Below are 26,805 nucleotides of genomic sequence, written 5' to 3'. Positions count from 1 at the left end.
TAAATGGTTTACCCTCCGAAAACCCGAAGGATAAACCATTTTTATGATGATCAGGATAATTCATTCACCGAAATCAATACCCCGGATTTTGTGAATATAAGCCCGGTGCCGCATCCAATTGTGTTTGTGGTACAGGGTAAATAACATAATTAGCAATAACCGGCTTTATCGCTTTCTGAGCATCTTCTTTGGCAATCCAGCTATTCATAATAGTTAAGAGGTTACCACTTCTTTGCAGATCGAACCAGCGCGAACCTTCATCGGCAAACTCCCTGCGGCGCTCATCAAACAACTGTGCCAGCGTTACACCTGTTACCGGCGGTAAGCCGGCCCTTGTACGTACCTGGTTGACAATAGCGTCAACATCAGCCTGGGATCCGCCGGTTGCGCCATTCAAAATACATTCGGCTTTAAGCATTAAAACATCGGTATACCTGATGGCAATAAAGTTAATTCCCCAGTCAAACCGGCTTGCGGTTGGGATTTTAGTTATATCAAGCCATTTTTTAAAGAACGGGCGATTTTCTGTACTGCCAGCATTGGTGTAACCCGCGGTATATATCGTAAATGCCTTACGCACGTCGGCAGCGTCATAACTGTTGGCCAGATCATTTGATACCGGGATGATTTCCAGGCTTCCGTTTGATTTTGTATCCTTAATAGATAAAAAGTAAGCATTTGGAGCAAGTGTCCATGGGAACGACGCTCCGTAAAGATCACTCGTACCGCTTATGCCACTGGTATACATCACATCAAAAATGGCCTCTTTATTAACCGCTGGACTTTGATTGGTATATGAAAATATATTGCTATAAGTAGGTTCAAAAGCAAACTTACCGCTGCTGATAATATCCTGCAGTAAGGGCAAAGCCAGATTCCATTCGTTTGATCCCGTTCCAGGCCCCTCAATACCGTAATTCGGTGCCGATTTAGCCATATACACCTGTGCCAGCAAAGCTTCTGCAGCATATTTGGTGGCACGACCTACGTCTACCCCGGTATATGTGGTGGGTAAGTTAGCTACGGCCGATTGCAGATCGGCTATAATCAGTTTGTAAACATCAGCTACAGAACTGCGGCCGATTGAATTAGCTTCAGGCGCAGTAACCGGGTGGTCAATGATTGGAAGCTTACCAAAATACCTAAGCAGATCGAAGTAATAAAATGCACGCAGAAATTTGGCTTCGGCCTGCAGCCTTGTAGCTAACGAAGCCGAACCTATGTAGCTGCCATTTTTGGCAACCTGGTCAAGCAGGGTATTAGCCCTGAAAATACCGTTAAAGTCGGTACCCCAGGCTTCGGTAACGTAAGCGTTTGCTGCTAATGATGGCGAAAAATCATTCACAGGGTCCCAGTCACGCACGGTGACAGAAACACCATAAATATTATCCGAACGGATTTCAGACATATTAGCTAACCGCACCGGGTAATTGTGCAGATCGGCATAAATGGCATTGGTAGCCTGTAAAAAATCGCTTGGCGATTTGTAAAAAGTTGCTGTTGTTGAAGCGGATATAGGCACCTGGTTTAAATCCTTATTACAGGAGGCCATTAAAAATGCAGCTGTTATGGTTGATAGAAAAAATATCTTTTTCATTTTGATAATGTTGAAATAATTAAAAAGTAACATTTAACCCAAAGATCAATGATTTAGCCAGCGGCAAGCCTCCGTAATCACCTGCTTCGGGATAGTTACTGTCCGAACTGATGGCTGTGTTTTGCGCCTCCGGGTTGAAACCTCCATAATATTTGTCATGCCCGAAGAAGTTTTCGGCCGTAACATACAAGCGAGCTGCTCCTAAAACTTTGGTTTTAAAGATATTTTTAAGATCGTACCCTAATGTGATATTTCTAACCCTCACATAATCTGAAGAATACAACCAATCGGTATTGGCTACGAAACCAAATGTAGAATAGGCTTTGCTAACGCGGCCGGCACCCTGGTTTTCAGGAGATCTCCAGCGATTATCATAAAATGCAGGAGCATTATCAGTAAAGCCCTGGCCGGTACGGGTTATGGCCCTACCCAATAAGGAATAAACAGATCCTCCATTTTGACCCTGTACTAAAACAGTGAGATCGAAACCTTTCCAGCGTACAGTATTGGTAATACCCCAGGTATAATTGGGGTTGGGATGGCCAACAATTTGTTTATCAGCTTCGGTTATTACGCCATCGCCGTTCAGGTCCTGGTATTTCGGATCACCAACGGTTTCGCCGGTGCCGTAGGTTGCCACATGGTTATCAAGATCGGCCTGTGTAAGGAAACCGATCTGCCTTACTACATAGATACTGTTTATTGGCTGGCCTACGCGCAAAATAGCGTCAGATACATCAAAGGAGTTTGGAATAATAATTTGTTTCTGGTTACCGTAAAGACTTACGATTTTATTTTTGTAATGACTGATATTAATTGATGTACTCCATTGAACTTTGCCAACCAAATTACGACTTGTCAATTCCAGCTCCTGACCAATGTTACGCACTGAACCTGCATTGCGCAGCTGGCTGCTGAAACCGGTAGATTGCAGGATGGGCACATTCAGCAATAAGTCGGTGTTTAGTTTGTTATAGTAGTCAAATGAACCGGTTAAACGGTTGCTGAACAAACCGAAGTCGAGGCCCACATCATAAGTTTGTGATTTTTCCCATTTGATATCTGGGTTTGGTAAGTTACTTGGTGCCTGCCCGATGGCTAAAGCCTGAGGTGAACCCAAAACATATCCATATGAACCTATTTGCGAAATACTTCCGTAATCGGCAATGCTGTTATTACCATTTACGCCATAACTAAAGCGTAGTTTCAAGTCGCTTACCGCAGATAGTCTTTTCATAAAATCTTCCTGTATGATACGCCAGCCTACAGATGCTGAGGGGAAAATACCGTATTTGGTATTGCCGCCAAACCTTGAGGAACCGTCTTCACGCAAGCTTGCGGATAAAAGATACTTGTTCTTATATGCATATTGCGCGCGGCTAAAGTAGGATACCAACACACTTTTGGTGCTGGAGGTACTGCCTGTTACCGCTGCGGCAGCATTTAAAGTTTGGATAACGCTGCTGGTATAACCGCCAACTGATGATAATGAAGACTGATCTAAACGATCTGTATTGTAAGACTGACCTAACAATATACTCAAGCTATGATTTGCGTGAATTGTAGTATTATAGGTAAGCGTGTTTTCATTAACAAAGGTTTGCCTTTTAAAGGTGCTGTATGATCCTGAAGTATTAGCTGTTAAATTAGGATTTTTAGCAGCATCAAATGTTCTGGCAGCAAGATTACCGGCTATGATATACGGTGTGTAGCTATTAGTGGCATTGTCAACATTATCAAGATTCAATGAGCTTCTTAACGTCAACCCCTTTAAAATTTCGTATTCGGCAAATATGCTACCTAATGTGCGGTATTTTTTGGTTTGTCCTACCTTGTTCTCCAATTTAGCGATAGGGCTGTTTGCCGAGTTGCCCCAGGTATATTGTCCGTTCTTAAACGCGTTGGGATATAAACCTACCGTATCTTCCTGAATAGGGCTATAGCTTATGGCCTGGTGAAAAATATTGTCTTTCCCTTCTACACCAGGGTCCTGCGAAATTGAATAAGTGGGTGCAATGTTTAAACCTAATTTAAGGTTTTTGGCAATACGAGCTTCCACATTGGCCCTGGCCGAGTAGGCTTTATAACCCAGGCCTTTCACAAAACCATCCTGGTTGGCGTAGTTGCCCGAAATAAAATAATTTACAAATTCATTGCCACCGCTTGCGCTTAATGCCTGGTTTTGCATAGCTCCTTTCTGCTCAATCGCTTTCTGCCAGTCTATATACTGCAGCCCGGGATGGCCCGGCATAGCCCATCTCGGATCGAGCATATAGGCTGAGCTAAAGGCACCGCCATTCATCGCCTGGCGTGTTGCATTATCATCACTGGCAGTTGCACCCTTTGCGCCATATTTGAGTACATAGGCGGCATTGATCATTTCGGTAGCCCTGTCAATCCATTGATCGCCGTTAAGCATGGGCAAATATTTGGCTGCAGCATTGTAACCATAGTAAGCACTATAGCTAATTTTAGCCTTGCCCGATTTTCCTTTTTTTGTGGTGATCAAAACAACACCATTTGATGCCCTTGAACCATAGATAGCCGCGGCAGCTGCATCCTTTAAAACCTGGATATCTTCAATATCATTTGGGTTGATATTATCGAGCGGATTTCCTGAGCCAAAGCTACCACCGCTGCCTATTGCCGATACAGACAAAGGAAAGCCATCTATTACATACAAAGGCTCATTACCGGCACTTATGGAGCCGCTGCCGCGCACGTTAACACTAAATGCTTTACCCGGCACACCCGTTGTTTGCTTAACAGTTACACCTGCCATTTGGCCTACCAAGGCCTGGTCAACACGGGTTATAGCGCGTTCGTTCAGGTTATCGGCCTTGAAGGTAGCCTGAGAGCCGGTAACATTAGCCCGCTTTTGTGCACCGTAACCGATAACTACCACTTCGTTCAGTTGCGATTCGGTTTCCGTTAAACTAACATTGATGGTATTGTTCGTGCCTACGGTAACTTCTTTAGCATCAAAACCGATTGATTTAAATATTAATACCTCTCCTGTTGAGGCCTTAATGGCGTATTTTCCGTCTATATCGGACGTAGTACCCGATTTCGTGCCTTTTATTTGCACGGAAGCAGCCGAAACCGGTTGGTGCTTACTATCTGTAATAGTACCCGTAATGCTAAGCCTTTGTGCCAATGCACTGTTTGCTCCTGCCACACAAAAGAGCAGTAATAGCAATAGCATTTTACAAGAATGAATAAAAATTCTTTTCATAAAATCAAATTAAGGGGTTTACTGTTTGGTACAGTTTGGGTTATAATTGTATAAACGAACATAAAAGTTAATTTCAATAATACCATCCTGTAGTATCCTGCTCCGATACATTAAAAACACAAAAAAAGGCGGCCAACATGACCACCTTTTTGAAATAAACCCTTAAATGATTACTTAACAAACAGCGGCTTAACCGGCTCAAGTGTTACCGGACCAATCAAACCGGAAGGCTTCGGTTCCCAGTTTATAGCCGTAAAAAGCCCGTCAGGCCCTTTAGAGCCGGGGCTATGGGATTGAAAATTGGTATTATAAAATACACGGTAAGGTATATGCTTCTTATCCATATCAATTATCCGGTTAACCATGAGGTTGGCTACCTTTATTTGCAACTGATTAACCGTCCTTAACTGTGCTGAAGGTATGATGATTATATACTGAGGGCCGAGAAGTGTCGCCAGCTTTTTACCGTTTAGATACACCTCGGCACTTTCATTTACTTTTCCCAAATCAAGCTTCCAAACAGCGGCATTTTGTACCGGCTTTTTAAAGGTGATATTATAAGTGCCTGTTCCGGAAAAAGCTTTAAGGTCATCACCACCTAAATCTGTCCATGATTTGAGCGCTGCGGTTTTTATTGGCTGAGGTAATGTTGGGCCACCTTCGGTAAAGCTCAGTGTCCACGTACCGTTAACAGGCACTTTATTACCTACAACCTGATAATAAGGATACGCTGCTATTTGAGTTTTTACAGGCAGGGTTTGTAAAATACAGCTTTGTCCGGGCGATATTTGCAGGTATACGCTGGTTTTACCATCAGCCTGCTTGCGGCTTTTAGCCAATCCGTAACTTTTTGTCATCGGATCAAATACTACTACTGATGCAGCATTAACAGATAGATCAACCCAACCATTAACCTGGTTACCGCCGCTATTTGTTATAAAGTAGCTGTTCCCATTTTCATAAGTACGGCGTACAAATTGCAGCCCCTTATCGGTCATTTTTTCCCTGTTTATTCCCGCCGCGTCCAGCAACGGAGCAATATCATCTGCTATTAAAAAACTGCCTTTGCCAACTTTGGCAATTTTAACACCATTATTTTCAGCAGTAAAATTAAGCCCGGCAAGCACTGTTTTAAATGCTTTTTCTCGTTCCTGCAACCCGGAATATCCCGGAACACCCGATGGAAGATTTTTATACACCACAATTGTTGCCCCGGCCTTTGCCAAATCCACCATTTTATTAAAGGTTTCGAACGGGATATATTTATTATCAGGCAAAAGGATAGTCTTATAATTAAGACCGCCGGTAAGCAAATGACCACCGGAGGTTTGTAAATCCATTATTTGCTTATCTGATATAAAATCAAACGTGTAGCCTTGTTTAAGCATTTCTTCGGCAGAGGATTCAAAGTCTGTCCCCTTAAAATCGGGTTTCATGGCATCATAATGCTTAAGCAGGCCCCTATCCCCCGGCTCGGAAAAGCTATCAAATAACGGGTAATAAACCAATATATCATTATTGGGCTTTCCTTGCTGCAAAAACGACTGACAATTAGTTATGTATTTATTTAATGTTGAAAAATCATTCCAGAACGGATTGGTTTGATTAAAATGTACCGCGGCATAAAATAACCACCCCGGCCATTGGGCATTTTGAGGCGAGTAACTGATTCCGTGATAGAAAATATGGTTTACGCCTCCTACAAAATATTTATCAATAGCCTGTTTAACATCTCCTAACGACGATAGAAAATGATCATTAAGCCATGTCGCCGACTCGGACGATGCAAGGGGCTTCCCCATTACATGTGCTGCCGATGTGGCAAATTTAAACCGCAGCACATCATCGCCCTCTGTTTCGGGAATATCAATAGCAGCATACAGATCCAGTATATTTGATGGGGAACCGTGTGATTGATTGCGGATTAAAGCGCCCCTGGTTTTAGCCCAGCCATGCCATGGTTTGGTAAAATCATCAAGCAACAGGTCGGATATAGTTTCCCGGTAATCACACAGGATACGGCTATTGTTTTCTTTGCTATCATTACCAAACAGAGCAGGCAAGTGATCGCGCAGATCGTACCCGCGGCGTTTAATAAATTCGTCAAAAAACAGCGGGGTAAAGTTCGATTGCCCGCGGGCATCATCCACTTCGTACGAGTCATTAAAATATGCCCTGATCCCGCTTAAATCCTGACCTTTAAATGCCTGATCAAACCGGGCAAGGTAATTATCAAGTGCAGGCTTGGAAAAATGATCGATAACATAACCCTCACCTCCGGGAGCCGCACGTTCAACCATTTTACCATGCCAACCCTGAAAAAGGGCATAAAGTTTCCATTCGCCGGCGGGTGCTGTCCAGTTAAGTTTGCCGGCTGCATCAACGTTATCGGTAAGGTTCAATACCTGCCCCTTGCCATCATAAGCCATTAAAACCGTTAAAGGGATCCGCTTTTCAAACCGTACCTGGTCAAGGGCCATCAACTGCAAATTTTTATTACTGCTGATGGGTTCAACAAGGTCGGTGATCTTCAGAGCCTGGCCGTCCGCCCTCACTAAGGGTTGCTGCACAAATACCACGACGTCGCTTAGTTTTTCGCCACCTTTAACATCGTAATTTTTCCAGAACAGTTCTTTACTGGCATCTTCGTTATTAACCCAGGGGCCGCCGAAAGGCCAGCCGGTAGCATTAGCCAAATCAATGCCCATATTCAGCCGTTTTGCCTCTGTCAGCGTATACTTCAACATATCCACCCATTGGGGCGACAGGTATTGTATAAATTCATTTTCCCGCCCTTTTACACCATAAATCGGCGTTATTTCCAAACCACCCAACCCGGCTTTATGGTAGCTCTCCATGTTCCAGGTAAGGTCTTTTTTATTTACCGCGCTCCCTTCCCACCACCAACGGGCCCAGGGCTTGGTTTGTTCGGTAGTTGCAGGCCAGCCGATTTGTGCAGACGCTGTTTGCGAACCTATTGCCAGTGCGAATGCAACAGCTATTTTTAACTTATTTTTGATCAATGACATCCTGTTTGGGGTATTAGTGTTTGGCAATTTCTACAGCGTAAACGCCCTCATGACCTTCAAAATTGGCCCTGAAGATAACCCATTTTTCATCAGGCGAAAAATGCACATTAGGCTCCAAATGGTAATTATGATGTTTCATATTTACCAGTTTTTCTGATTTAAAATGATCGCCGTTAGGCTTAAACAAATAGATCCACATGCCATCGGGTGCTTTGGCTACCTGCCCGGAATTACCTCCGTCGCCGGTAAAGGTTTGCTCATCTTTAGTTACATTAAAATGGATAGACCATTCGTTCCTGTCCATTTGATAAACACGGTCTTCTTTTCCTGTTTTCATGTTGATACCTGCCAAAAAAAAAGTTTGCCCTTTAGGTTTCTGCAAATCAAACCACTCAGTATTGCCCAACGGTGAAAAAAACTCATGACCGGCTATTTCATTGACCATGGTGCGCTTGTGCAACAGCTTGTTTTCGCCGGTTTTTATATTGATGTTCCAGATCCGGTCCACCTTTTCCCAGGGGCCTTCATGGCAATATGAAAGGTTATCAGGATCTGCAGGCGAAAAAAGCAGATGGTTTGTCCACTCATTTTCCTGGTGTATTTGTTTCAGTGTTTTATGTTTAACATCAAGCACATACAAGGTATGCTGGATATGCGCATCATAGATCCGGTTAAAAAAATCATGCTTTTCGGGATATTTTGCAAGGATCTTACGTTCCTGCTCACCGGTAGCCTTAACACAGGCCATATAAGTTCCGTCGGCATTTACAGTACCGACCCTGCCTTTAAAATCGGGTGCAAAGGCGTAGATAAATCTAGTTTTGTGGGTGTTAACATTTACAGCGAATATGCTGTCGGCACTTTGATAAAAGGCTTCACGGGTTTTGGCACAAACCATCTCGCCGGATACTTTTGTCCTGTTTGTTAGCTGTTCTATTTTTTTCGTTTTTAAATTAACCGTAAATAGCTGTTCCCCCTTATCCGTTTTACCGTAAAACACCATCAAATCGCCTTCATTCTTCAATTGAGGAACAAAAGGCGTATTGTTGAAATAAAAACTGCCGTTGTCACTTTCGCGGTTCACCAGGCGGATTACTTTATGACAGGTTTCGCTATCGACCCATTGAGCGGGCATAGGTTTGACACCTCCTGTTTCCATTACTTCCTGGGCCTCTGCAACCAGTGAAAGGGCAAGTAAAAACTGCACGGGTAAAATGAGCCGCAACGAAACGCAAACAGAACACAGCAAGATCTTGTAAGGCAGCTTGATCATTATAGTATAATTTATCTGGTTACCGGCCGGTTTATATGGGCCGAGGTTTATAATAAATAAAGTTAGAGCATGTTTATACTAACAGCGTCCTGCACCATCCTGATTAAAGACTCTCTTATTGTAACAAATTCATCACTTTATTTATTTTGGCTGCTTATTAAGCTTCCCCTGCTTACACACGCAAAGGTGGGAGTCTTATCAAACCTAATTTGATTAACTTTAAGTTTTTGCCAGTAGCCAGTTCAATAGTTATGAAATCTTCACGTTTTTTAGAATACATCTATATTGATTATTATTCATCTACCCCTAAATACATCCAGTTAGCCAACTCAATCATCAAAAGTGTACGTGAAGGGAAATTAATCATTAACGAAACGCTGCCATCCATTAATGAGTTAAACTGCAACTTTGAAATATCACGTGATACCGCCGAAAAGGCTTATAAACACCTGAAATCAATCGGCTTGCTTGGCTCGGTACCTGGTAAGGGGTATTACATTAAAAACACTGAAGCCGGGCAACAGTTTAAGGTGTTTTTAATATTTAACAAGCTAAGCACTCATAAAAAGCTGGTTTATGATGCCATAATTGATGGCCTTGGGCATGAAGCAGCTATCGACTTTTATATATACAATAACGACTTCGAATTTTTTAAAAAACTGCTTCAAAATAATAGCAACGATTACACTCATTATGTGATCCTGCCGCACTTTATGCACGGCGGCGAAAACGTTCACGATATTATTAATACCCTACCCAAAGAGAAACTGATCATACTTGATAAATTAGTGCCAGGGATAAAAGGCGATTTTGCTGCCGTGTACGAGAATTTTGAAAAAGACATTTACCAGGCCCTGGAGGAAGCCCTGCCGCAATTAAGGAAGTATCACACCCTAAAGATCATATTTCCTGAATACACTTATTTTCCGGGCGAGATTTTGAAAGGCTTTTTCAGTTTTTGTATCCAATACGCGTTTACTTACAAGGTAGTTCATGATATACAAGGCGAACCCATACATGAAGGAGATGTATTCATTAACCTGATGGAAAACGACCTTGTGGTCTTGATTGAAAGGATCCTGGCTACGGAATTAAAGATAGGTAAAGATGTTGGCGTAATATCATACAATGAAACGCCGCTTAAAAAAATCATCCTCAATGGCTTAACCACGATATCAACGGATTTTGAACAGATGGGAAAAATGACCGCGGAGATTATTAAAAATGGTTCTACCGGCCGTTACGAGGTGCCTTTTTACCTTACACTCAGGGCTTCGTTATAGCGATTTCCGGATAATTATTTTGAAGGCGTTTTTAATAACCGCGGCTTTGTTTTGCAACATTAGCTCAGCTGTTTTTCTGCCCATTTCTTCAAAATCACTTGTAATAACAGTAATATCCAATAATTCTTTAAACACGGTTTCATTAAAAGATATGATCCCTATATCCTTCCCTAATTCATATCCACTTGCTCTGGCACCTTTAATCAAATCGGCAAGGTCATTTTCGGTCAATACAATATAAAGGGAGCCTTTTTTGAGATCGTCTGTTTTAAAAGCGTCTATTACTTCAAACTTTTTGTTTTTCTCTTCACAGAACTGCATTATTCCATCCTTAATTTCGGGCGGATGGTGGCGATCTACGGGATATATGATAATTAATTTTTTGTATTTGGCAATCAGGTCGGTGACTACGTTTAATGCCCCATAGATATCGTTGCGAAAATCCTGGAATACAGCCGACTGCCTGCCTAATTTGGGCAAATCTTTATCCAGCAATATCAACTGATCAACCGGAATCTTCTTTAAAATGGTTAAATATTCATGCTCGTTACTATAATCAAAAAAATGCGGCATTACCACATAATAATGGTAATTGCCCAAATTTGAATCTATACTTTCCTCGAGCAAAGCGGGATTATAATGATGAATATGAAGATCGACCCTGGCTTTATCACCCAGGGTGCGTACGATGGTATCATAAACTGTTTTCTTATAAGAGCTTAACTTATTAAACAACAAAAGTACCTTGATCCGCACATCGGGCTTACCGACTACAAAATAACCCTTTCCGGAAACCGAACGGATATAGCCATTGCTCTTAAGTATCGTGTAAGCCTTTTCAATGGTGTCTCTTGCTACACCGTGTTGCTTGCTGTATGTATTTATTGACAGCAGCTTTTCATTTTTCCGGTAAACACCTTTGTCAATATTCTTACTGATTGATCCGACAATTTGCTGTACGAGGGATTTCACCCCGTAATTAGCTCTTTGCTTTGTTTGCATTATGCTTGTTTAATTGGTTTACAACGGCTGTTAAACATAGTTTAATTTTATCAAAGCCGTGATAAGCAATGAAAATATAAAATATGTTATTAAATTAAAATATTGGGGGTATAGGCAGCATCGGTATTTTTTATCAGCTATTTTAAGGCTCCACCTCTAATAAAATAAATCTATGTTTAATATGGGCATTTAATAATTTAAGCGTCGCACAAAAACGATAAAACTACCTAACAGGTACAAAAAGCACTGCATCAGCCACAATTACGCCATCCGCGTTTTTATTGAAAATTTCAACATATGCCTTTTTTTCTCCTGAAAAGTTATATAGCCCCAGTGGAAGCCACTCACCTGAAGTTTGGCCTTCTACCTGCAAATCAGACTGGCTGATTATCTTTTCTGTGGCCTTATCACCATCATAAATAGTAATATAAGTTTTTGTTGCCGGATTCATAACCTTAGGAAAATAGGTATAAACGTGGTAAGCACCTTTTTTTAATTTTTCCGGAATAAACCTTACCGATTTTGCAGTTTCTGCTTTTGAATCATCCGCGAGATAGGTTGGCCCATAGCCGCCTGATTTTTCAGTTTTCCAGTCGCCTGTTATGTGACTGTCCTCATTATCAGCCAGTACTTCGGGTATACTACCATCTGCAAGAGGGTCTGCCCTGAACAAGCTTTGTACTTCTTTTACATTAACCTGCTGTACCGCAATTCTTTTATCAATAGCCTGGCATGCCGCCACAGCCGAAGATTGGCCTAATACCATGAATACCGGCTCCATCCTGATTGATCCGTAAGCTATATGACTTGCAGATAAGCATACCGGGACAAATAAATTAGCGGCTTCCTTTTGCTTTGGGACTATTGCCCTGTACGAAACAGCGTATGGCGCAAAACCATGTACCTGAACATCCCCCTCATTTTTCACCATGCCATTAACTACCAACCTTTCGCAATTATGCGAATCCATACCATATGCGGCCATTCCTACTCCATCTTCTACCTGTTCTTTTCCCTGGCAATGATGCTGGGTCATAATCAGTTCACCAATCATTCGGCGGGCTTCCCTGATATAAAGCTGCGGTGTCCAGTTCCCGTTATCCGTATATTCGTCTTTAGGGTAGCCCCATTGTTTCATTTCGTCCCTGATATTTCCGGGTATGCGGTTGTCATTGCCGATAAAATAAAAGAAGCCTTTGGTATAATCTTCATGCTCCTTCCATATTTTGGCCCTTGTGTTATAATCAGCCTCCGGATATTCCCAGTTCATCCCGATCATATCCGTAGAGAACCCTCCGTTATTATTGATATCCGTTTTGCCATTGGGCATTTTACTTATAATAAAAACATCGGAAATTGATTTCCAGGGTTGTTTTTCTTTTAAACGCAGCAGTAACTCATACTTTTTGGGATCATAATTTTCGGGTTTTGAAATGGGGATCCGGTTTTCGGGCACATTGGTTAACGTGATACGAAAATTGTATGCCTGCACTTTTTTATCTCCTGCACCATTTGCTTGTAATACTTCCTTACTTATACCCCACAACAAACCACTTTTTGCGTCGCCCGGCACTTTATAGGGATCAATATTATCCGGAAACTGGTGTTTATCCAGCAACTCCACTCCGTTTATAGTTTCATCATACCGGCTGTTAGCTTCTCTTCCTACAGTATAAGAAACACCCGAGCGGGCCATCAGGTCCCCTTCATAAGTACAATCAATAAATACCTTAGCTCGAATAGTTTTATTGGTAGCAGTCGAGGGCTTATAGCTGTCCTCTACTATAATTTCCTTTAGCTGATTTTTTTCCTTTTTCACTTTTATAAGCCTGTTCCCGAATAAAACAGGAAAGCCAGCCCTTTTTACATAATCATTAAAAATTCCCTCCGCTACCTTTGGCTCAAATATCCATTGTTCAAATTTTCCGTAATGCGTACCTATACGGCGGTAAAAATCACGTGCTAAGCCGGTCACCACATATTTGTTCCCAATATCCGTGTAGCCAAGACCTCCCGAACTCATGCCACCTAAATGCTTTCCCGGCTCTATCAAAATCACCGTTTTGCCCATCTTTTTTGCCGTATATGCAGCGATTACCCCTGCGGAGGTTCCGCCATATACACAAACATCGGCGGTGATTAATTTGCTGCTTTGCGCATTAGTCGAAGCCCCGGCCATAAAAAAGGTAGTTATGATTGCAAGGATGATCACTTTAATATTTTTCATTATTGCTTATTAAACATTTCAAATTTTCAGAAAAAAGATATGCCGGCAAATCTTAAGGGATAGGCAGTGAAGACTTGTAAATTTTGATTATTTAATTTTAAGCCTAATATCTGACAATTTTCAAAAAATATATAAATGTTTTGAGATTACGCCGGGGAGCTTAAATAATGGCGTATAGGTTTCTGAACTTTGCTGCGATGAGTTGCCAATTCCTTCGCGGGTTAACTCAGTTGAACTGGTAGTGTATATAAATACTTTTCGCGTATTTATCACCCAATAGTCAAGGTCATCAAGGGTATTTGCTAAACAGGCTGGTATCATGCCTGTAATGGAAAAGCCTCAGCAATGCTTTGGCAAATAATAAAACAAGTACGGGAATGCTGAATGCAATTACCCTAAACCATCTTATTTTTTTTGCTGGAGAGTTGCTGAAGCTTTAAATATTTATTTGGCAGCTGCATTTACTTCGGGAAACCAAACGGTCATTTCGCCTTTACCACGGTTTGCCCATGAATAATAAGGAATGGCCATAAGCTCTACCTTTTTAGCAGATTCGCCTTTTGTTTTACTTAGGATCTCTCCTTTTAAAACAGTTACGCCATTTAACAGGTTTGGCTCGGCTACTGGTTTAAAAGTCGCATTTGCGGGAATTGCTAAATTGCTCACTGTTCCGCCGTTATCTTTCCACTCGGCGCAATACATAATCGGGCCGCGTTGAAGGGCTGTTTTACCTTTATCATCAACCAATGCTTTATTGGCAATAACCTTTTTAACTTCCATCGGCAGGTTTAATTGGATGTTATCACCTTTTTTCCATTGCCTGTTAATTACAGCGTAGCCATTTTCAACTTTATAAGCAACCACTTTGCCGTTTAGTTTCAGGCTGATTTTTGCAGCCGATTTATTTTGGAAAACATACAGGTCAGACGGGATCGCCTGTGCTCTTGCCCAGCCCGGGATCCGGATGTGCATAGCAAAATTAGTTGCCGTCTCCGGTGTTACAGCAAACGACAGTGCACCATTCCACGGGTAATTATTGCTTTGAACAATGCTCACTTTTTTATTACCAATCTCCATATTTGCTGTACCAGCAATAAACAGGTTCACAAATACATTATTATCCTTTTGAGCATACATATAGCCTGATAACGACGGCAGGAAACGCGCCATATTGGTTGGGCAGCATGAGCACTCAAACCAGCCGGAACGCTCGGGCTCAAGCTCATGATGTGTAACCCCATTGGTTACCTGCATGGCATTGGTGTAGAAGAATGTCTTACCATCCAGCCCAACACCCGAAATTAACCCGTTATATAAAACCTTTTCCATCACATCAATATATTTCGACTCGCCGTGCAGCAGGAACATCCTCTGGTTCCAGAACACATCACCTATTGCCGCACAGGTTTCATTATAAGCGGTAGTATTTGGCAACTCATAATCGGCTCCGAAACGTTCACCGCCCGGCACTGCGCCGATTCCCCCCTGCACGTAGATCTTTTTGCCAACCATGTTGTTCCAGATCTTATCAATGGCGGTAATGTATTCCTTGTCACCGGTTAAAGCGGCAACATCGGCCATGCCCGAGTACAGGTACATTGCCCTTACGGCATGACCTTCGGCATCTTCCTGTGCTATGACAGGTTCATTGTCCTGCCAGTACATCCCGTTTTTCCACTCATCGGTACTGGTTTTATCATAGGTGCGGTGCCCTCTTTCGTCAATAAAAAATTTAGCAAGATCGAGATATTCTTTTTTGCCGGTGATACGGTACAGGCGTACCAGGCCCATTTCCACAATCTCATGGCCGGGCGCTACATGCCTTTTACCCGGCCCGAAGGTTTTAACCAGCAGATCGGCATTTTTAAGCGCGATATCTAAAAAGTTGCGCTTGTTGGTAGCCAGGTAATGTGCGGCCGCTGCCTCAAACATGTGTCCGGAGTTATACAGTTCGTGGCTCAGTTCATTCTCTTTTACCCAACGCTCCGGGCCCGACCACGTGTGCGGATGCAATGGGTCAATAGTGCGGGCAGTATAAAGATATCCGTCCGGCTCCTGCGCTTTCCCTACTATCGTGATCAATGAATCGACATAGGCATCCAGCTTTGCATCAGGATGAACGGCCATAGAATAAGATGCGCCCTCAATGGTTTTATAAATATCCGTATCATCAAAAGGAAACTTAGTACAAAACTTACCGCTGCGGGCAGCCGCCATTTCAAAATTTTTAACCCTGCCGGTATTCTCGCACCGGGCAAATGATGCCGGGATGGTGACCGTACGGTTAGTTTCGATACGCGAGGTCCAAAACTTATCGTTAAGCTTTACATTGGTAAATGATACCGGCTTAATGGGGTAATCCTTAGTTTGCGCGTAAGCAACGCCGCAATAAAATGATAATGCAATAAGTAATCTTTTTTTCATCCTGATGATTATTAGTTCAAAAGCAGTAACGGCCAACCCGCCATCCCGCGCTTTGTTTATTTCTATAAGTATCCTACGAGCTTTAGCCAATACCAGTTGTAGATTCCTTCACACGCGTCAATATCTCCAGGTTCAAAAAGCCCGGTCAATTGAACATCCGCATGATCATAAAAATTTTTCATTTAAGATAAAATCATCCTAACCGGCATTTCGTACGCACATAATTATAAGCGTACTAAATACATTTAATTAAGCGAGATAAAATTAACCAATCAGATTGTTGTTTACGTTTATCACATCCTAAGCAGCAATTTTGCCATGGTGTAACTATTTTAGGCTATAACGACGACAAGATAAGAAATAATTTATATCGAAAAACAGAAATAAAAAAATTAATTGTATTTATAACACTAATAAACACACGCAGATACCGATCCAATAAAGCGTTCGTTACAGGGCAGATTTAAGCTACCAGGGGTATTGCTTAAACGAGAAGCTGTTTCAATAACTGGAGATTTTCCAGTGCCGCCCCGGCGGTATTGTTGAAGTACACGTAAACTGTTTTACCCTCCTGCTGCCATTCATTGATATACGATGCGTATTCAGAAAGGAAACTTTCACTGTAACTTCCTTTATAATTGCCTGATGGGCCATGAAAGCGCAGGTAAACCAGTTCATCGGCAGTGATTTCCATGGGCGTGGCCGATTTGGGCATATCCTGCAGTACCATTGCAGCCTGGTACCAGTTTAAAAGTTCAAAAACTTCATCCCTGTACCAGGACGGGTGACGAAATTCGACGGCCATGGGCCAGGTATAAGGTTTAAGGGCCTCCAGTAACTCTGTTAATTGAGGAAGTGCACCCGCCTGCAGGCTTGGCGGAAACTGAACAAGCAGGCAACCCCGCTCAGTTTCCGGCAAATGGATAGCCTGCATAAAACGGGTAACCTCTTCCTCATTAAAAAACAAACTTTTTTGGTGCGTGATCCCCTGCCACAGCTTGAAAGTGAAACGAAACCCCTCGGTTACTTCCGTTGCCCACCGGGCTATGGTTTTTGCCTGCGGGATTTTATAAAAAGAGCTGTTGATCTCTATACTGTTTTCCTGCAAAGCATAATAACCCAACCGCGACAAATGGCTGTATTCAGGCGGAAAATCCCGCCTGGGCCTGTCGATTTGTAAGCCACTGGTACCTCCAAAAAATAGTCCTTTCATAGGTCAAGTATGATATACCAATGATTGTCATCGTCAAGGGCATAGGCCAGGCCGTCACTCATTTCATAAACATCACGGCCATGTTTTTGACTAAAGTAGATTTTCTCATCACGGATAATAGTCCCGTTGTTTTCCACCCCCAGAAAAAAAAGCAGTGCGCCTATATTCGGTGCAACATCTTTAAGGTGCCTGGCCTCCCCTTCTTTTACAAATGCCGAACTCATGCCTGTTTAAGTTTGGCTTCCATGCTTTGGGTAGTGTGCGGCACAGCAAGCAGGCGTTCCCTTGGTATCAGTTTACCGGTAGTACGGCAAATGCCATAAGTCCTGTTTTCAATACGCATCAGCGCGGCTTCAAGCTGCTCGATGAATTTTTTCTGGCGGGCGGCCAGCTGGTTGATCTGTTCCTTTTCAAAAGTTGCCGAACCATCTTCAAGCGTCTTGCCCGCAATTGCGGCATCGTCTCCGTTGGTGTTTGAAGCACTGAGCGTCCCCACCAGTTCCTGCAGCTCTTCGCGTGCCATGCCGATCTTTTCTTTGATCAACGTTCTGAATTCATTTAATTCGATATCAGTGTACCGTGTTTTAGTAGTTTCGTGTTGCATGATTGGCTTAACAAACATATGCATAAATGGTTGGCATAAATGTGATATGCTATATAAACCTATTCAAACCGTTAGTCCCCAACCCTTTGAATTAACCCTAACAGCACTTCCCCCGCGGGAGTCGACTATATCAGCTACACCCTCTCCTAATTTAATTAAATAATTAAAAATATTCTTCAAAAGAAACCATTACGCATTTGCACTGTATTTAATGGTACAAAATCTATGCAATGACATTAATCAATCTTAAACGAGATGGTACCAGGAATAGCCCCTGGCAGTCTCTCAGCAGTTCGGCAGCCAGGGTTAGGCCTGAAGATAAAATATATGATTGCCTCATTGTTGGCGCCGGAATCACTGGTATGACGGCGGCGCTGCTATTACAAAAAGCAGGCAAGGCTACCATTATTACAGAAGCGCATAATATCGGTTTTGGCACAACCGGCGGCACGAGCGCACATATCAATACTTTTGCTGATACTACTTACAGCGAAGCTGAAAGTGCTTTTGGCGAGGAAGGCGCACAGGGTTTTGCAGACGCGATCAATGAGGGGTTCGAACTGATTAAGACCAATATCGATATCTATGGCATCAAGTGCGATTATGAACCGAAAACCGGTTACCTGTATGCCGAAAATGAAGATGAAGTGAAAATGCTGGATGACATATACCAGGGTGCTACCAAAGTTGGCGTTCCTGTAAAATATACAGACGAAGTACCGACACCTGTTCCTTTTCAAAAAGCTTTGGCTTTCGATGGCCAGGCACAATTTCATCCCATAAAATATTTAAAAGGATTACTAAAAGCTTATTTGGAAGCCGGCGGCACCTTATTAGAAAATACGCTTGTTGAAAAAATAGTCACTGAAGATGAAATACATAATGTGCAGGCCGGTGAAAATAAGATCCGTGCAAAAAATGTAATCTATGCCACCCACATGCCGCCGAATATCAATGTACTCAATTTCGAATGCGCACCTTACCGCAGTTACGTATTGGCCGTTAAACTCCATAGCGGAAAATATCCTGACGGACTTATTTATGACTGCCAGGAACCATATCATTATGTGCGGACACATGTAATAGACGGACAAAAATTATTGTTGATTGGCGGGCTTGATCATAAGACGGGGCACGAAGAGCCGGAGAAAGCTTTTGGCGACCTTGAAAAATATGCACGTAAGTATTATAATGTATCATCGGTGAAATACCGGTGGTCAAGCCAGTATTATGTACCCGTAGATGGCCTTCCTTATATCGGCCGCATGCCTTTAGCGGCCAATGGTATTTACTGCGCAACCGGTTATAATGGCAACGGCATGATGCTTGGAAGTGTTGCCGCCCAAATCCTTGCCGACCTGGTAAGCGGCAAAGGCAGCAAATATGAAAAACTGTTTAATCCGGGCAGAATAAAACCGATAGACGGGTTTAGCGAATTTGTAAAAGAAAACGCCGATGTAGCCTACCACTTTGTGGCTGATCGCCTGAATATTAAAAGTACCGATTCGCTGAACAGGTTAAAGCCTGGCACCGGCAAAGTGGTTGAAGTAGACGGAAACAAAATCGCCGCTTACCGCGATGACGACGGCACCATACATGTCCTGAATCCCGTATGTACTCACGCCGCCTGCATTGTTAGCTGGAACAGCGAAGAAAAGAGTTGGGACTGCCCTTGCCATGGCGCGCGCTACGATATTGATGGCAATGTATTAACCGGGCCAGCAACCAAAGGCCTTACGAGGATAAGCGATGATGAAAACTAAAGAAATTTTAATTTCGGGAGTCACCGGCACTACCTTCATGACGCTGTTCAGCTATCTTGTATCGCTGGCCGATGGCGAAAACTTTAGCGAACCAGAGCGACTGGGGCAGCTAACCGGCCGCCTGATCCCTAAATTAGATAAACAGCAAAGCCAGGCGTTAGGCTGGCTGGGGCATTACGGCGTAGGCCTGCTGTTTACGCTCGTTTATGTAGAACTATGGCACCGCGGTAAATTAAAACCTGACCTTAAAACAAATCTTTGGTTGGGTGGCCTAAGCGGGCTGTTAGCTGTAGCTGTTTGGAAAACGACCTTTAAAATGCACCCGTTGCCCCCATCCCTCAACTTTAAAAAATACTATCTGCAACTGATACCAGCACATATTGTGTTCGCAGTTTTTGCCGGCATTGGTTATCACATCTCACAAAAAACAACAAGCTATGCTACAAATAATTAATAATCTCCCGCAGCACGTGGTAGGGATTTATGCCAGCGGCGAAGTAACCCGCAACGATATGGAGACCATACTGATACCCAAGATACAGGAGCTGAAAAACCGCCAGGGTGAAATTAACTATTTGCTGGTATTGGGAACAGGCGTGGAGAATTTCACGCTGGCGGCCTGGTGGGACGACCTCAAACTTGGGCTAACGAACTTTACAAACTGGCACCGCATTGCGGTAGTAACCTACCAGAAAGGTGTGGAATGGTTTACGGACCTCTTCCGGTTTATGATACCCGGCAAGTCGCGCGGTTTTTCACCCGATCAATTGGAGGAGGCCAAAGCCTGGGTTAGCGGGGAAGAAATATGAAAGACCTGGCACAACGCTTTCCCGAAAACCCTTTGCTGCTGCCAAAAGATCTTGCTCCCAGTCGCGAGGGTTTACAAATTATCAGCCTGCTTAATCCCGGCGTTTTTAGATATGGCGGTAAAACCTGGCTTATTGTAAGGGTAGCCGAAGGGGTTATGCAGGAGGAAGGAGTTTTATTTTTCCCTGCTCTGGATGCCACGGGCAATACCGAAATCATTAAAGTGCCGCTTAACGACCCCGACCTTATCGCTACCGATGCCCGGGTCATTAGTTACAAGGGGCTGGATTATCTCACCACAGTTTCGCATTTACGTTTACTGGCCAGTGACGATGGGATCCGTTTTACTGAACAGGAAGGCTATCCGCCCTTATTCGGAAAGGGATACCTGGAACGTTTTGGTATAGAGGATTGCCGGGTTGCGCAGATAAATGACACTTATTACCTCACCTATACCGCTGTATCTGACAGCGGCGTAGGTGTAGGCCTCCTAACAACCACCAATTGGCAGCACTTTGAAAGCGACGGAATGATCCTGCCTCCGCATAATAAGGATTGCGCAATTTTTGAGGAAAAGATCGGCGGAAAATATTACTGTTTACACCGGCCAAGCAGCAAAGAGATCGGCGGCAATTATATCTGGCTGGCAGAGTCATCAGACAGCCGGCAATGGGGCAATCACCAATGCCTGATAAAAACCCGGCCCGGAATGTGGGACAGCGGTCGCGTTGGCGCGGGCGCGGCACCTATCCGCACGGAACATGGCTGGCTGGAGATATATCATGGTGCAAATGCTGAACATCGTTATTGTCTTGGAGCTTTTTTAATGGATATTAACAATCCATCAAAGGTTATCGCCCGAAGTGGTAACCCGATTATGGTGCCAACCGAGGCTTATGAGCTTAGCGGGTTTTTCGGTTATGTTGTTTTCACTAACGGCCATATTGTCGATGGCGACCGTTTAACCATCTATTATGGAGCAGCCGATGAGTTTGTTTGCGGCGCACATTTCTCTATCGGTGCCATTCTCCAAACTTTAATTTATTATTAAAATAATAAATTACAACAAAACAAAACCGTATTTCCGGAGGTTTTTATAGAGTCTGTAATCGACAGGCCTGGATCAATTAATCATGGCAGAAAATAAGATTAAAGAATGTAGTAAATTGATAGCTCAACAGGGGATGACCATTGCTTTTGCCGAAAGCGCTACGGCAGGCTGGCTTTGTTCGGAGTTTGCACTTACCGACGAATCCGGCCAGGTTCTCAAGGGTGGGATCGCCTGCTATGATGCCGATCTCAAAGTATCCCTGTTAGGGGTACCGAAGGGATTGATTGATCAGTTTACACCAGAGTCGATGGAGGTGACGAGGGAAATGGCATACCGCCTGGCACACCTTATCCCATCCGACATACAGGTAACCGTTACCGGGCTCACTACACCCGGTGGCAGCGAAACCCCGGAAAAACCGGTTGGAACTATGTTTGTATATGCACTGATCCACGACAGGCACCTCAGCTTTCGAAAAGTATTTCAGGGATCATGCGAAGAAATTATTCAGCAAACTATCCAAGCTACCGCGGAGATGCTGATCAGGGCGCTAACTCAATTTAATTATCATCAACATATATCTACTATGGCAACAACAAACAGCAAAAAGACCGCAGCAGCGGCCAGCCGCAGCCCGGAAGCCGAGAGCGCGCTGAAAGAACTATTCATCGACGAGATCAAGGACCTTTATTGGGCCGAGAAGCATTTGGCCACCGCCCTGCCCAAATTGATCAAGGGAGCTACCTCAGAAGATCTGAAGCAAACCATCACCACCCACCTGGAAGAAACCAAAAACCACGTAACCCGACTGGAAAGCGTATTCGAGTCTATTGGTGAGAAAGCTTCGGCTAAAAAATGCCTGGCCATGGAAGGTTTGCTGAATGAAGCAACAGAATTGCTGTCAGATACCGACAAAGGTACCGAAGTACGCGACGTAGCGATCATTTCAGCGGCACAGAAAGTGGAGCATTATGAGATCGCGTCGTACGGCACCTTGCGCACGCTGGCCGGTACATTAGGCTATAGCGAAGCGCAAAGCCTACTTGAGGAAACCCTGGCCGAGGAGAAAAATGCCGATGCACTGTTAACCCAGGTAGCTGAAAACTATGTAAATGAAGCCGCAGCAGCGGAAACAGAATAAAACAAACCGACTGTTAGGGCGGCTTCGGTCGCCCTATTTATTAACCTTTCAGTGCTTAACCGAAAATTGCAGCAGGGACTTTGCGTTGGGAATAGCTGCCACTGCCGCGTCATTGTTAAAATAACACCATGCTTCCCGGACTTCCGGTTTTGAATTAATCTCATCGGCAAATTTCCGTAACTGAGCATCACTATAAGATGAGCGGTATACATCCGGAACACCGTGAAAACGATAATATACCACAGGGCCGGTTACAACAGGCTCATCCGGCAGTTCGGGATGGCTCATACCGCAAAAATAAACACCACGCTCCCTAAGCCGTGAATAAACATCTTCCTGCCACCAGCCCGGGTGCCTGAATTCCAATACATTACTAAAGCTGGGATCCAATTGCGCCAACACGCGTGTCAAACGTTCTTCATCATAATGAAAACGCGGCGGAAACTGGAACAATACAGGCCCTAACTTTTCCTGTAAACCATTGCGGATGGTATCATAAAAACTCGTAATCATATCCACGGTTCCGTGAAACTGCTTAAAATGGGTAATAGCCTTGGGGGCTTTCACCGCGAAGCGAAACTCAGCCGGCGCTTTTTCATACCAGGTACGCAGCATGGATAATTGCGGAAAACGGTAAAAGGTCACATTTAATTCCAGGGTACGGAATTGCCCGGCGTAAAACTCAAACCAGCGTTTTTGCGCCAACCCTTCCGGGTAAAAAGTATTTTTCCAGTGACGATAGTAAAACCCTGAACATCCTATATGCCATTCCATAGGTATCATTTTTTAATGGCGCTGATATCGCCATTCCTTTCCATATACACCTTGTCTATCTTTTCCAGATCTTCGGTAAGCGCAGATTTGCGTACACCCTGCATCACATCTTCACGGCAAACCAGTGCCCGTTTCATCCGCTCTTCATCAAACCGGCCGCCACGAAAAAGTGGGATCTTTTCCCCTTCTACCCAATTAACCAAAGGGCTGTTGCGGGCAATAAGCCAGCCCAGCACCCGATGTAGCAGAACGATCACAAAGCAGCAAACAATAACAGGCACAAAAGCCGAGGCGCCAACCACCGCCCTGCTCATAACAGCCCCAAGCGAAATACTGACGATATTATCCAACGGGGTACGCAACCCAAAAGACCGGCGCCCCGAAATGCGGATCAGTATAAGCGCGATAAAAAAGATAACAACGCCGCGGCTGCTCATTTGCAGGGCATTCAGGTCCTTCCCCTCTCCAAAAACAGTGATCAATAACTTTTCCATAACTCAATTTTTTAAAGGCCCGCTGCAGACAACTCCGGGTTTGACGTTTTGGGCCGAACGATGCCTTACCGCCAGCCAAATGCCCGCTGCAACAAACCCGATGATGATCAACAATCTTATTTTACTTATCATAATCTCAATAATTAATGAGCCGGTTCCAGGCATTAGGTTACCCTGAATTCTTATTATTCCTGGTATAACGTTTTGACTTATTTTGTTGATTTACCCGCGCGGCATCAATAGAATGTGTTTTGGTAAGGTCACTTTCTTTTTGCGCCAGTTCAGACAAACGGATATAAAATTTGTATAGGTGATCCAGCTCCTCTTCACTCAGGTCCTCAATATTAACCATCCTGTTACTGGTACCTTCATGAGAAGCCAGCAATTCATTCAGTTTTAAATGGATGGCTTTCGAATCCTTATTCTGCGCCTTCTGGATAAGGAAGACCATTAAAAAAGTAATGATGGTTGTGCCGGTGTTTATAATAAGTTGCCAGGTTTCCGAGTAGTGAAATACCGGCCCGGTAACAGCCCATATCACTATGGTGGACGCGGCTATAATAAAAGCGGCCGAACTGCCGGTTGCCGCGGTAGCCCAGTTAGAGAACCGCTCAAAGTAATTGATTTTCTTTTTCATGTTATTTCCAGCTAATAGTGATTTCGGCATTGCCGGGTATTAAATATTCAAAGTGGCCGCCTTTGATTTTTTTTCCGTCGATAGGCTTCTGATTAACACGCACTTCTACCCCTGGTAATTTGCCAGGACCACTCTTAACCACCATCAGGTGGCAGTCGATGCGATTATCGCCCGCCATGCGGACATGAAGATAATCTTGCTTCCTGGTGGTAAATCGGTAAACAGGATAATCAGTGAAGACCATGAAAGGCTGATCAGGTATACGGATATAGTGGCGCGGCAGGATCCCGAAAGCGTTGCCTGCCCCATATACTTCCTGACCTACCTGCCCTGATTTTTCCCAGCCGTCGTGTAAATCCTCAAGCGCGATCCACAGGTTCGGATCAACCTCACCTATCTTGGGCTTTTCCTGGAGCATTTCTTTTGGAAGCATTGTCGGGTAGTAATAAGCGGCACGGTCTACAAGGTAACGGACATATTCGGTTATCAGGAGGCGTACCGATGGTAAAATCTCAATATCCTGGGCGTGGCGGAGGTAGTCATGCAGCGCGCAAAACACTTCCTGCTCTTCGTATACTGCCGTATAAGGAGCATCATTAAGCGGAAACAATGCAAAAAATGTCGGAAAGTTTTTCCCATAGCCGTAATCACAGTCCCAAAGCTTCACGTTGTTAAATACACCAGCCAGGCACAGATAACTAAGCTGGCGGTAAATTTCTTTTTTGGTGATTTTATATAAGCGCAGCATTGCACCAGCTGAAAAGGCTGTATTGTTGGCCTGGTAAAACAGGTCGAAACCCTGTCCGCGCAAATGCATAGCAGCTTTTTCCGCTTCGGTTAAATAGCGTTTCTCGCCCGTAAGCTCCCAGGCCTGCAGCATGACATGGGCATATAAACCCGGCACATCCTTTTCACCTCCTTTGCCTGGCTGCGTTTCGGCTTTCACTACCTCAAGGGTATCTACTTTATAAAAAACCGGCCATTTGTAATTAAAATGGTGCGCCACCCGTATCGAAAATTCCAAAGAATCCAAAAAGAGTTTCCTGGCAACCTTATCGCCCTTCAGCGCAAGACGCGACAGGTTTAACAAAGGGTGGTGCAGGTACCAGGAATCCATAACCAGCGGTTGTTTTTGCTCCTCCTCACCTTCCAGCGTATCGGCTGCTTTTGGGTGCCAGCGCATTATGGTGCCGTATTTTTCACTATAGAATGACGGCAAGCCGGCTTTAACTTTTTTCATTACTTCCAGTTCCGCGCCGCTCCATTCCACATAATCAAGTAAAGGCAGCAGTACCGCCAGTTGCACCATGATCTCGGGAGGAGTGACATAGTCTGATACATAGGCGTTAAAATAATGATGACCATCAAGTTGTACCCAACAACCGGGACTGTCTATCAGGTCCTTTAATCCTTTGCCAAGGATTTCGGGCCAATGGGTATAATTCGTTGCCGGTTTGGGTAAAGCCAGGTAAACTTCAGCCAATAAATTGAGATATTGCTGAACCATGGCCGCTTCATCAGCGGGTACTTCTTCCGAAAAAACAATAAAAGCATCGCTCAAGGTATAGCTTGTACCTGCTGCCAGCGGTTTATTTTTAATAGTTGGCGGCAGGGCAAAGCCAATTTCAGGCCATTCGCCGCCTACACTGTCTGCCGCGGAGGTTTCGGTTTGCTGGTTGTAACCGGCCAACGCGGTTAGATTTTGCAGGTATAATACCGAACCCGCTTTTGGCCGACTCATACTAAAATAGAGCTGTCCCGAACGCGTACCAACCTGCCTGGTATGTATTTCTCCGTCGGCCATGCTTTCACTTCCCCCGGAACCAAGCGGTACAATGTCGCGCGGCCAGTAAGGGAACAATAAGGTGGAGGCCGGCGTTAACCTGGTGGTGTAATGAAGTACGGGCCGGTTTTCTGTGGGTAGCGTCAAAACAACTTCGTAGTCGCCCAGTAACGAGCCAATCTTCAATCGCACGTCGTTTTTCCTTTCTTTTAGTGTGATCTGTAACCGGTCGTTTGGTGAATAGGCCAACCGGAAAGCGATCTCGTTGCCATCCGGCCATCCGGCCACCAGCCAGCAGCTGTCTCCAAGGTCATATATTTTAAAATCATAACTGCCTGCTGTGGTTTTATATACCGGAATAAGGTCAGGCAAATGCAGGGCGGCTTTGGTATTCCTGAGCCAGGGTGATGCGTTCATAGGTTTAAATCGGTTAACAATTAAAAAAATCGCTGAAAAATATCTTTTAAA

Annotated in this window: 21 protein-coding genes; 6 read left to right on the top strand and 15 right to left on the bottom strand. The window is 44.0% G+C overall.

Annotated elements, in window-relative coordinates:
* Window positions 1–73 precede the first annotated feature (73 nt).
* The 4 genes from IEX80_RS02230 to IEX80_RS02215 all read right to left on the bottom strand — a co-directional run bounded on the left by IEX80_RS02230 (window position 74) and on the right by IEX80_RS02215 (window position 9,134).
* Window positions 74–1,597, bottom strand: coding sequence for a RagB/SusD family nutrient uptake outer membrane protein (locus IEX80_RS02230; RefSeq protein ID WP_188831799.1), 1,524 nt, complete (start codon window positions 1,595–1,597; stop codon window positions 74–76).
* Window positions 1,598–1,616: 19 nt separating this feature from the next.
* Window positions 1,617–4,832, bottom strand: coding sequence for a SusC/RagA family TonB-linked outer membrane protein (locus tag IEX80_RS02225; RefSeq protein WP_188831798.1), 3,216 nt, complete (start codon window positions 4,830–4,832; stop codon window positions 1,617–1,619).
* A gap of 170 nt (window positions 4,833–5,002) precedes the next feature.
* Window positions 5,003–7,861, bottom strand: coding sequence for a glycosyl hydrolase (locus IEX80_RS02220; protein ID WP_188831797.1), 2,859 nt, complete (start codon window positions 7,859–7,861; stop codon window positions 5,003–5,005).
* Window positions 7,862–7,874: 13 nt separating this feature from the next.
* On the bottom strand, window positions 7,875–9,134 hold the full coding sequence (locus IEX80_RS02215; RefSeq protein ID WP_188831796.1) for an oligogalacturonate lyase family protein: 1,260 nt from the start codon (window positions 9,132–9,134) through the stop codon (window positions 7,875–7,877).
* Between the two features lie 251 nt (window positions 9,135–9,385).
* Between IEX80_RS02215 and IEX80_RS02210 the strand changes: the two genes are divergently transcribed.
* The gene (locus tag IEX80_RS02210) at window positions 9,386–10,417 is read left to right on the top strand and encodes a GntR family transcriptional regulator (RefSeq protein ID WP_176624309.1); all 1,032 of its coding nucleotides are present in this window, start codon (window positions 9,386–9,388) and stop codon (window positions 10,415–10,417) included.
* Here IEX80_RS02210 and IEX80_RS02205 read toward each other — a convergent pair.
* From IEX80_RS02205 to IEX80_RS02175, 7 genes are all read right to left on the bottom strand, one after another.
* Complete coding sequence (locus tag IEX80_RS02205) at window positions 10,412–11,419, bottom strand: GntR family transcriptional regulator (RefSeq protein ID WP_188831795.1); 1,008 nt, start codon at window positions 11,417–11,419, stop codon at window positions 10,412–10,414. The two genes, IEX80_RS02210 and IEX80_RS02205, sit on opposite strands and share 6 nt — an antisense overlap.
* 223 nt (window positions 11,420–11,642) lie before the next feature.
* Window positions 11,643–13,646, bottom strand: coding sequence for an FAD-dependent oxidoreductase (locus IEX80_RS02200; protein WP_188831794.1), 2,004 nt, complete (start codon window positions 13,644–13,646; stop codon window positions 11,643–11,645).
* Between the two features lie 120 nt (window positions 13,647–13,766).
* A complete protein-coding gene (locus tag IEX80_RS02195; protein WP_188831793.1) occupies window positions 13,767–13,967 on the bottom strand; it encodes a hypothetical protein in 201 nt (66 codons plus the stop codon).
* 123 nt (window positions 13,968–14,090) lie between these two features.
* Complete coding sequence (locus IEX80_RS02190) at window positions 14,091–16,070, bottom strand: glycoside hydrolase family 127 protein (protein WP_188831792.1); 1,980 nt, start codon at window positions 16,068–16,070, stop codon at window positions 14,091–14,093.
* A gap of 484 nt (window positions 16,071–16,554) precedes the next feature.
* Window positions 16,555–17,283, bottom strand: coding sequence for a DUF72 domain-containing protein (locus IEX80_RS02185; RefSeq protein ID WP_188831791.1), 729 nt, complete (start codon window positions 17,281–17,283; stop codon window positions 16,555–16,557).
* Window positions 17,280–17,507 carry a hypothetical protein gene (locus tag IEX80_RS02180; RefSeq protein ID WP_188831790.1) on the bottom strand — a complete coding sequence of 76 codons (228 nt, stop codon included), beginning with the start codon at window positions 17,505–17,507 and terminating at the stop codon, window positions 17,280–17,282. The genes IEX80_RS02185 and IEX80_RS02180 overlap by 4 nt, the downstream gene beginning before the upstream one ends.
* Entirely contained in the window at window positions 17,504–17,887 is a 384-nt protein-coding gene (locus tag IEX80_RS02175) for a TraR/DksA family transcriptional regulator (protein WP_188831789.1), read from the bottom strand. Before IEX80_RS02175 ends, IEX80_RS02180 begins: the two co-directional genes overlap by 4 nt.
* Window positions 17,888–18,117: 230 nt before the next feature.
* On the opposite strand from IEX80_RS02175, the gene IEX80_RS02170 reads away from it, so the two are divergent.
* The 5 genes from IEX80_RS02170 to IEX80_RS27760 all read left to right on the top strand — a co-directional run bounded on the left by IEX80_RS02170 (window position 18,118) and on the right by IEX80_RS27760 (window position 22,649).
* Complete coding sequence (locus IEX80_RS02170) at window positions 18,118–19,650, top strand: FAD-dependent oxidoreductase (protein ID WP_188831788.1); 1,533 nt, start codon at window positions 18,118–18,120, stop codon at window positions 19,648–19,650.
* Window positions 19,637–20,104: a hypothetical protein gene (locus IEX80_RS02165; protein WP_090525120.1), complete on the top strand. Its 468-nt coding sequence runs from the start codon at window positions 19,637–19,639 to the stop codon at window positions 20,102–20,104. The genes IEX80_RS02170 and IEX80_RS02165 overlap by 14 nt, the downstream gene beginning before the upstream one ends.
* Window positions 20,088–20,459: a SpoIIAA family protein gene (locus IEX80_RS02160; protein ID WP_090525118.1), complete on the top strand. Its 372-nt coding sequence runs from the start codon at window positions 20,088–20,090 to the stop codon at window positions 20,457–20,459. Before IEX80_RS02165 ends, IEX80_RS02160 begins: the two co-directional genes overlap by 17 nt.
* The gene (locus IEX80_RS02155; RefSeq protein WP_188831787.1) at window positions 20,456–21,508 is read left to right on the top strand and encodes a glycoside hydrolase family 130 protein; all 1,053 of its coding nucleotides are present in this window, start codon (window positions 20,456–20,458) and stop codon (window positions 21,506–21,508) included. Before IEX80_RS02160 ends, IEX80_RS02155 begins: the two co-directional genes overlap by 4 nt.
* Before the next feature lie 82 nt (window positions 21,509–21,590).
* Window positions 21,591–22,649 carry a DUF892 family protein gene (locus IEX80_RS27760; protein ID WP_229701486.1) on the top strand — a complete coding sequence of 353 codons (1,059 nt, stop codon included), beginning with the start codon at window positions 21,591–21,593 and terminating at the stop codon, window positions 22,647–22,649.
* A 48-nt stretch (window positions 22,650–22,697) separates the two neighbouring features.
* Here IEX80_RS27760 and IEX80_RS02140 read toward each other — a convergent pair whose 3' ends face one another.
* The 4 genes from IEX80_RS02140 to IEX80_RS02125 all read right to left on the bottom strand — a co-directional run bounded on the left by IEX80_RS02140 (window position 22,698) and on the right by IEX80_RS02125 (window position 26,754).
* Window positions 22,698–23,423 carry a DUF72 domain-containing protein gene (locus IEX80_RS02140; protein ID WP_188831786.1) on the bottom strand — a complete coding sequence of 242 codons (726 nt, stop codon included), beginning with the start codon at window positions 23,421–23,423 and terminating at the stop codon, window positions 22,698–22,700.
* Between the two features lie 5 nt (window positions 23,424–23,428).
* Window positions 23,429–23,917 (bottom strand): DUF421 domain-containing protein, encoded by a 489-nt coding sequence (locus tag IEX80_RS02135; protein WP_188831785.1) that lies wholly within the window; start codon window positions 23,915–23,917, stop codon window positions 23,429–23,431.
* A gap of 169 nt (window positions 23,918–24,086) precedes the next feature.
* A complete protein-coding gene (locus IEX80_RS02130) occupies window positions 24,087–24,554 on the bottom strand; it encodes a low affinity iron permease family protein (RefSeq protein ID WP_188831784.1) in 468 nt (155 codons plus the stop codon).
* Between the two features lies 1 nt (window position 24,555).
* Entirely contained in the window at window positions 24,556–26,754 is a 2,199-nt protein-coding gene (locus IEX80_RS02125; RefSeq protein WP_188831783.1) for a hypothetical protein, read from the bottom strand.
* Between the last annotated feature and the right edge of the window lie 51 nt (window positions 26,755–26,805).

Source organism: Mucilaginibacter rubeus, from assembly GCF_014643835.1.
Taxonomy (GTDB): Bacteria; Bacteroidota; Bacteroidia; order Sphingobacteriales; family Sphingobacteriaceae; genus Mucilaginibacter; species Mucilaginibacter rubeus.
The sequence above is the reverse complement of the archived record's forward strand: the minus strand, read 5'-3'. Positions and strand labels throughout refer to the sequence as shown.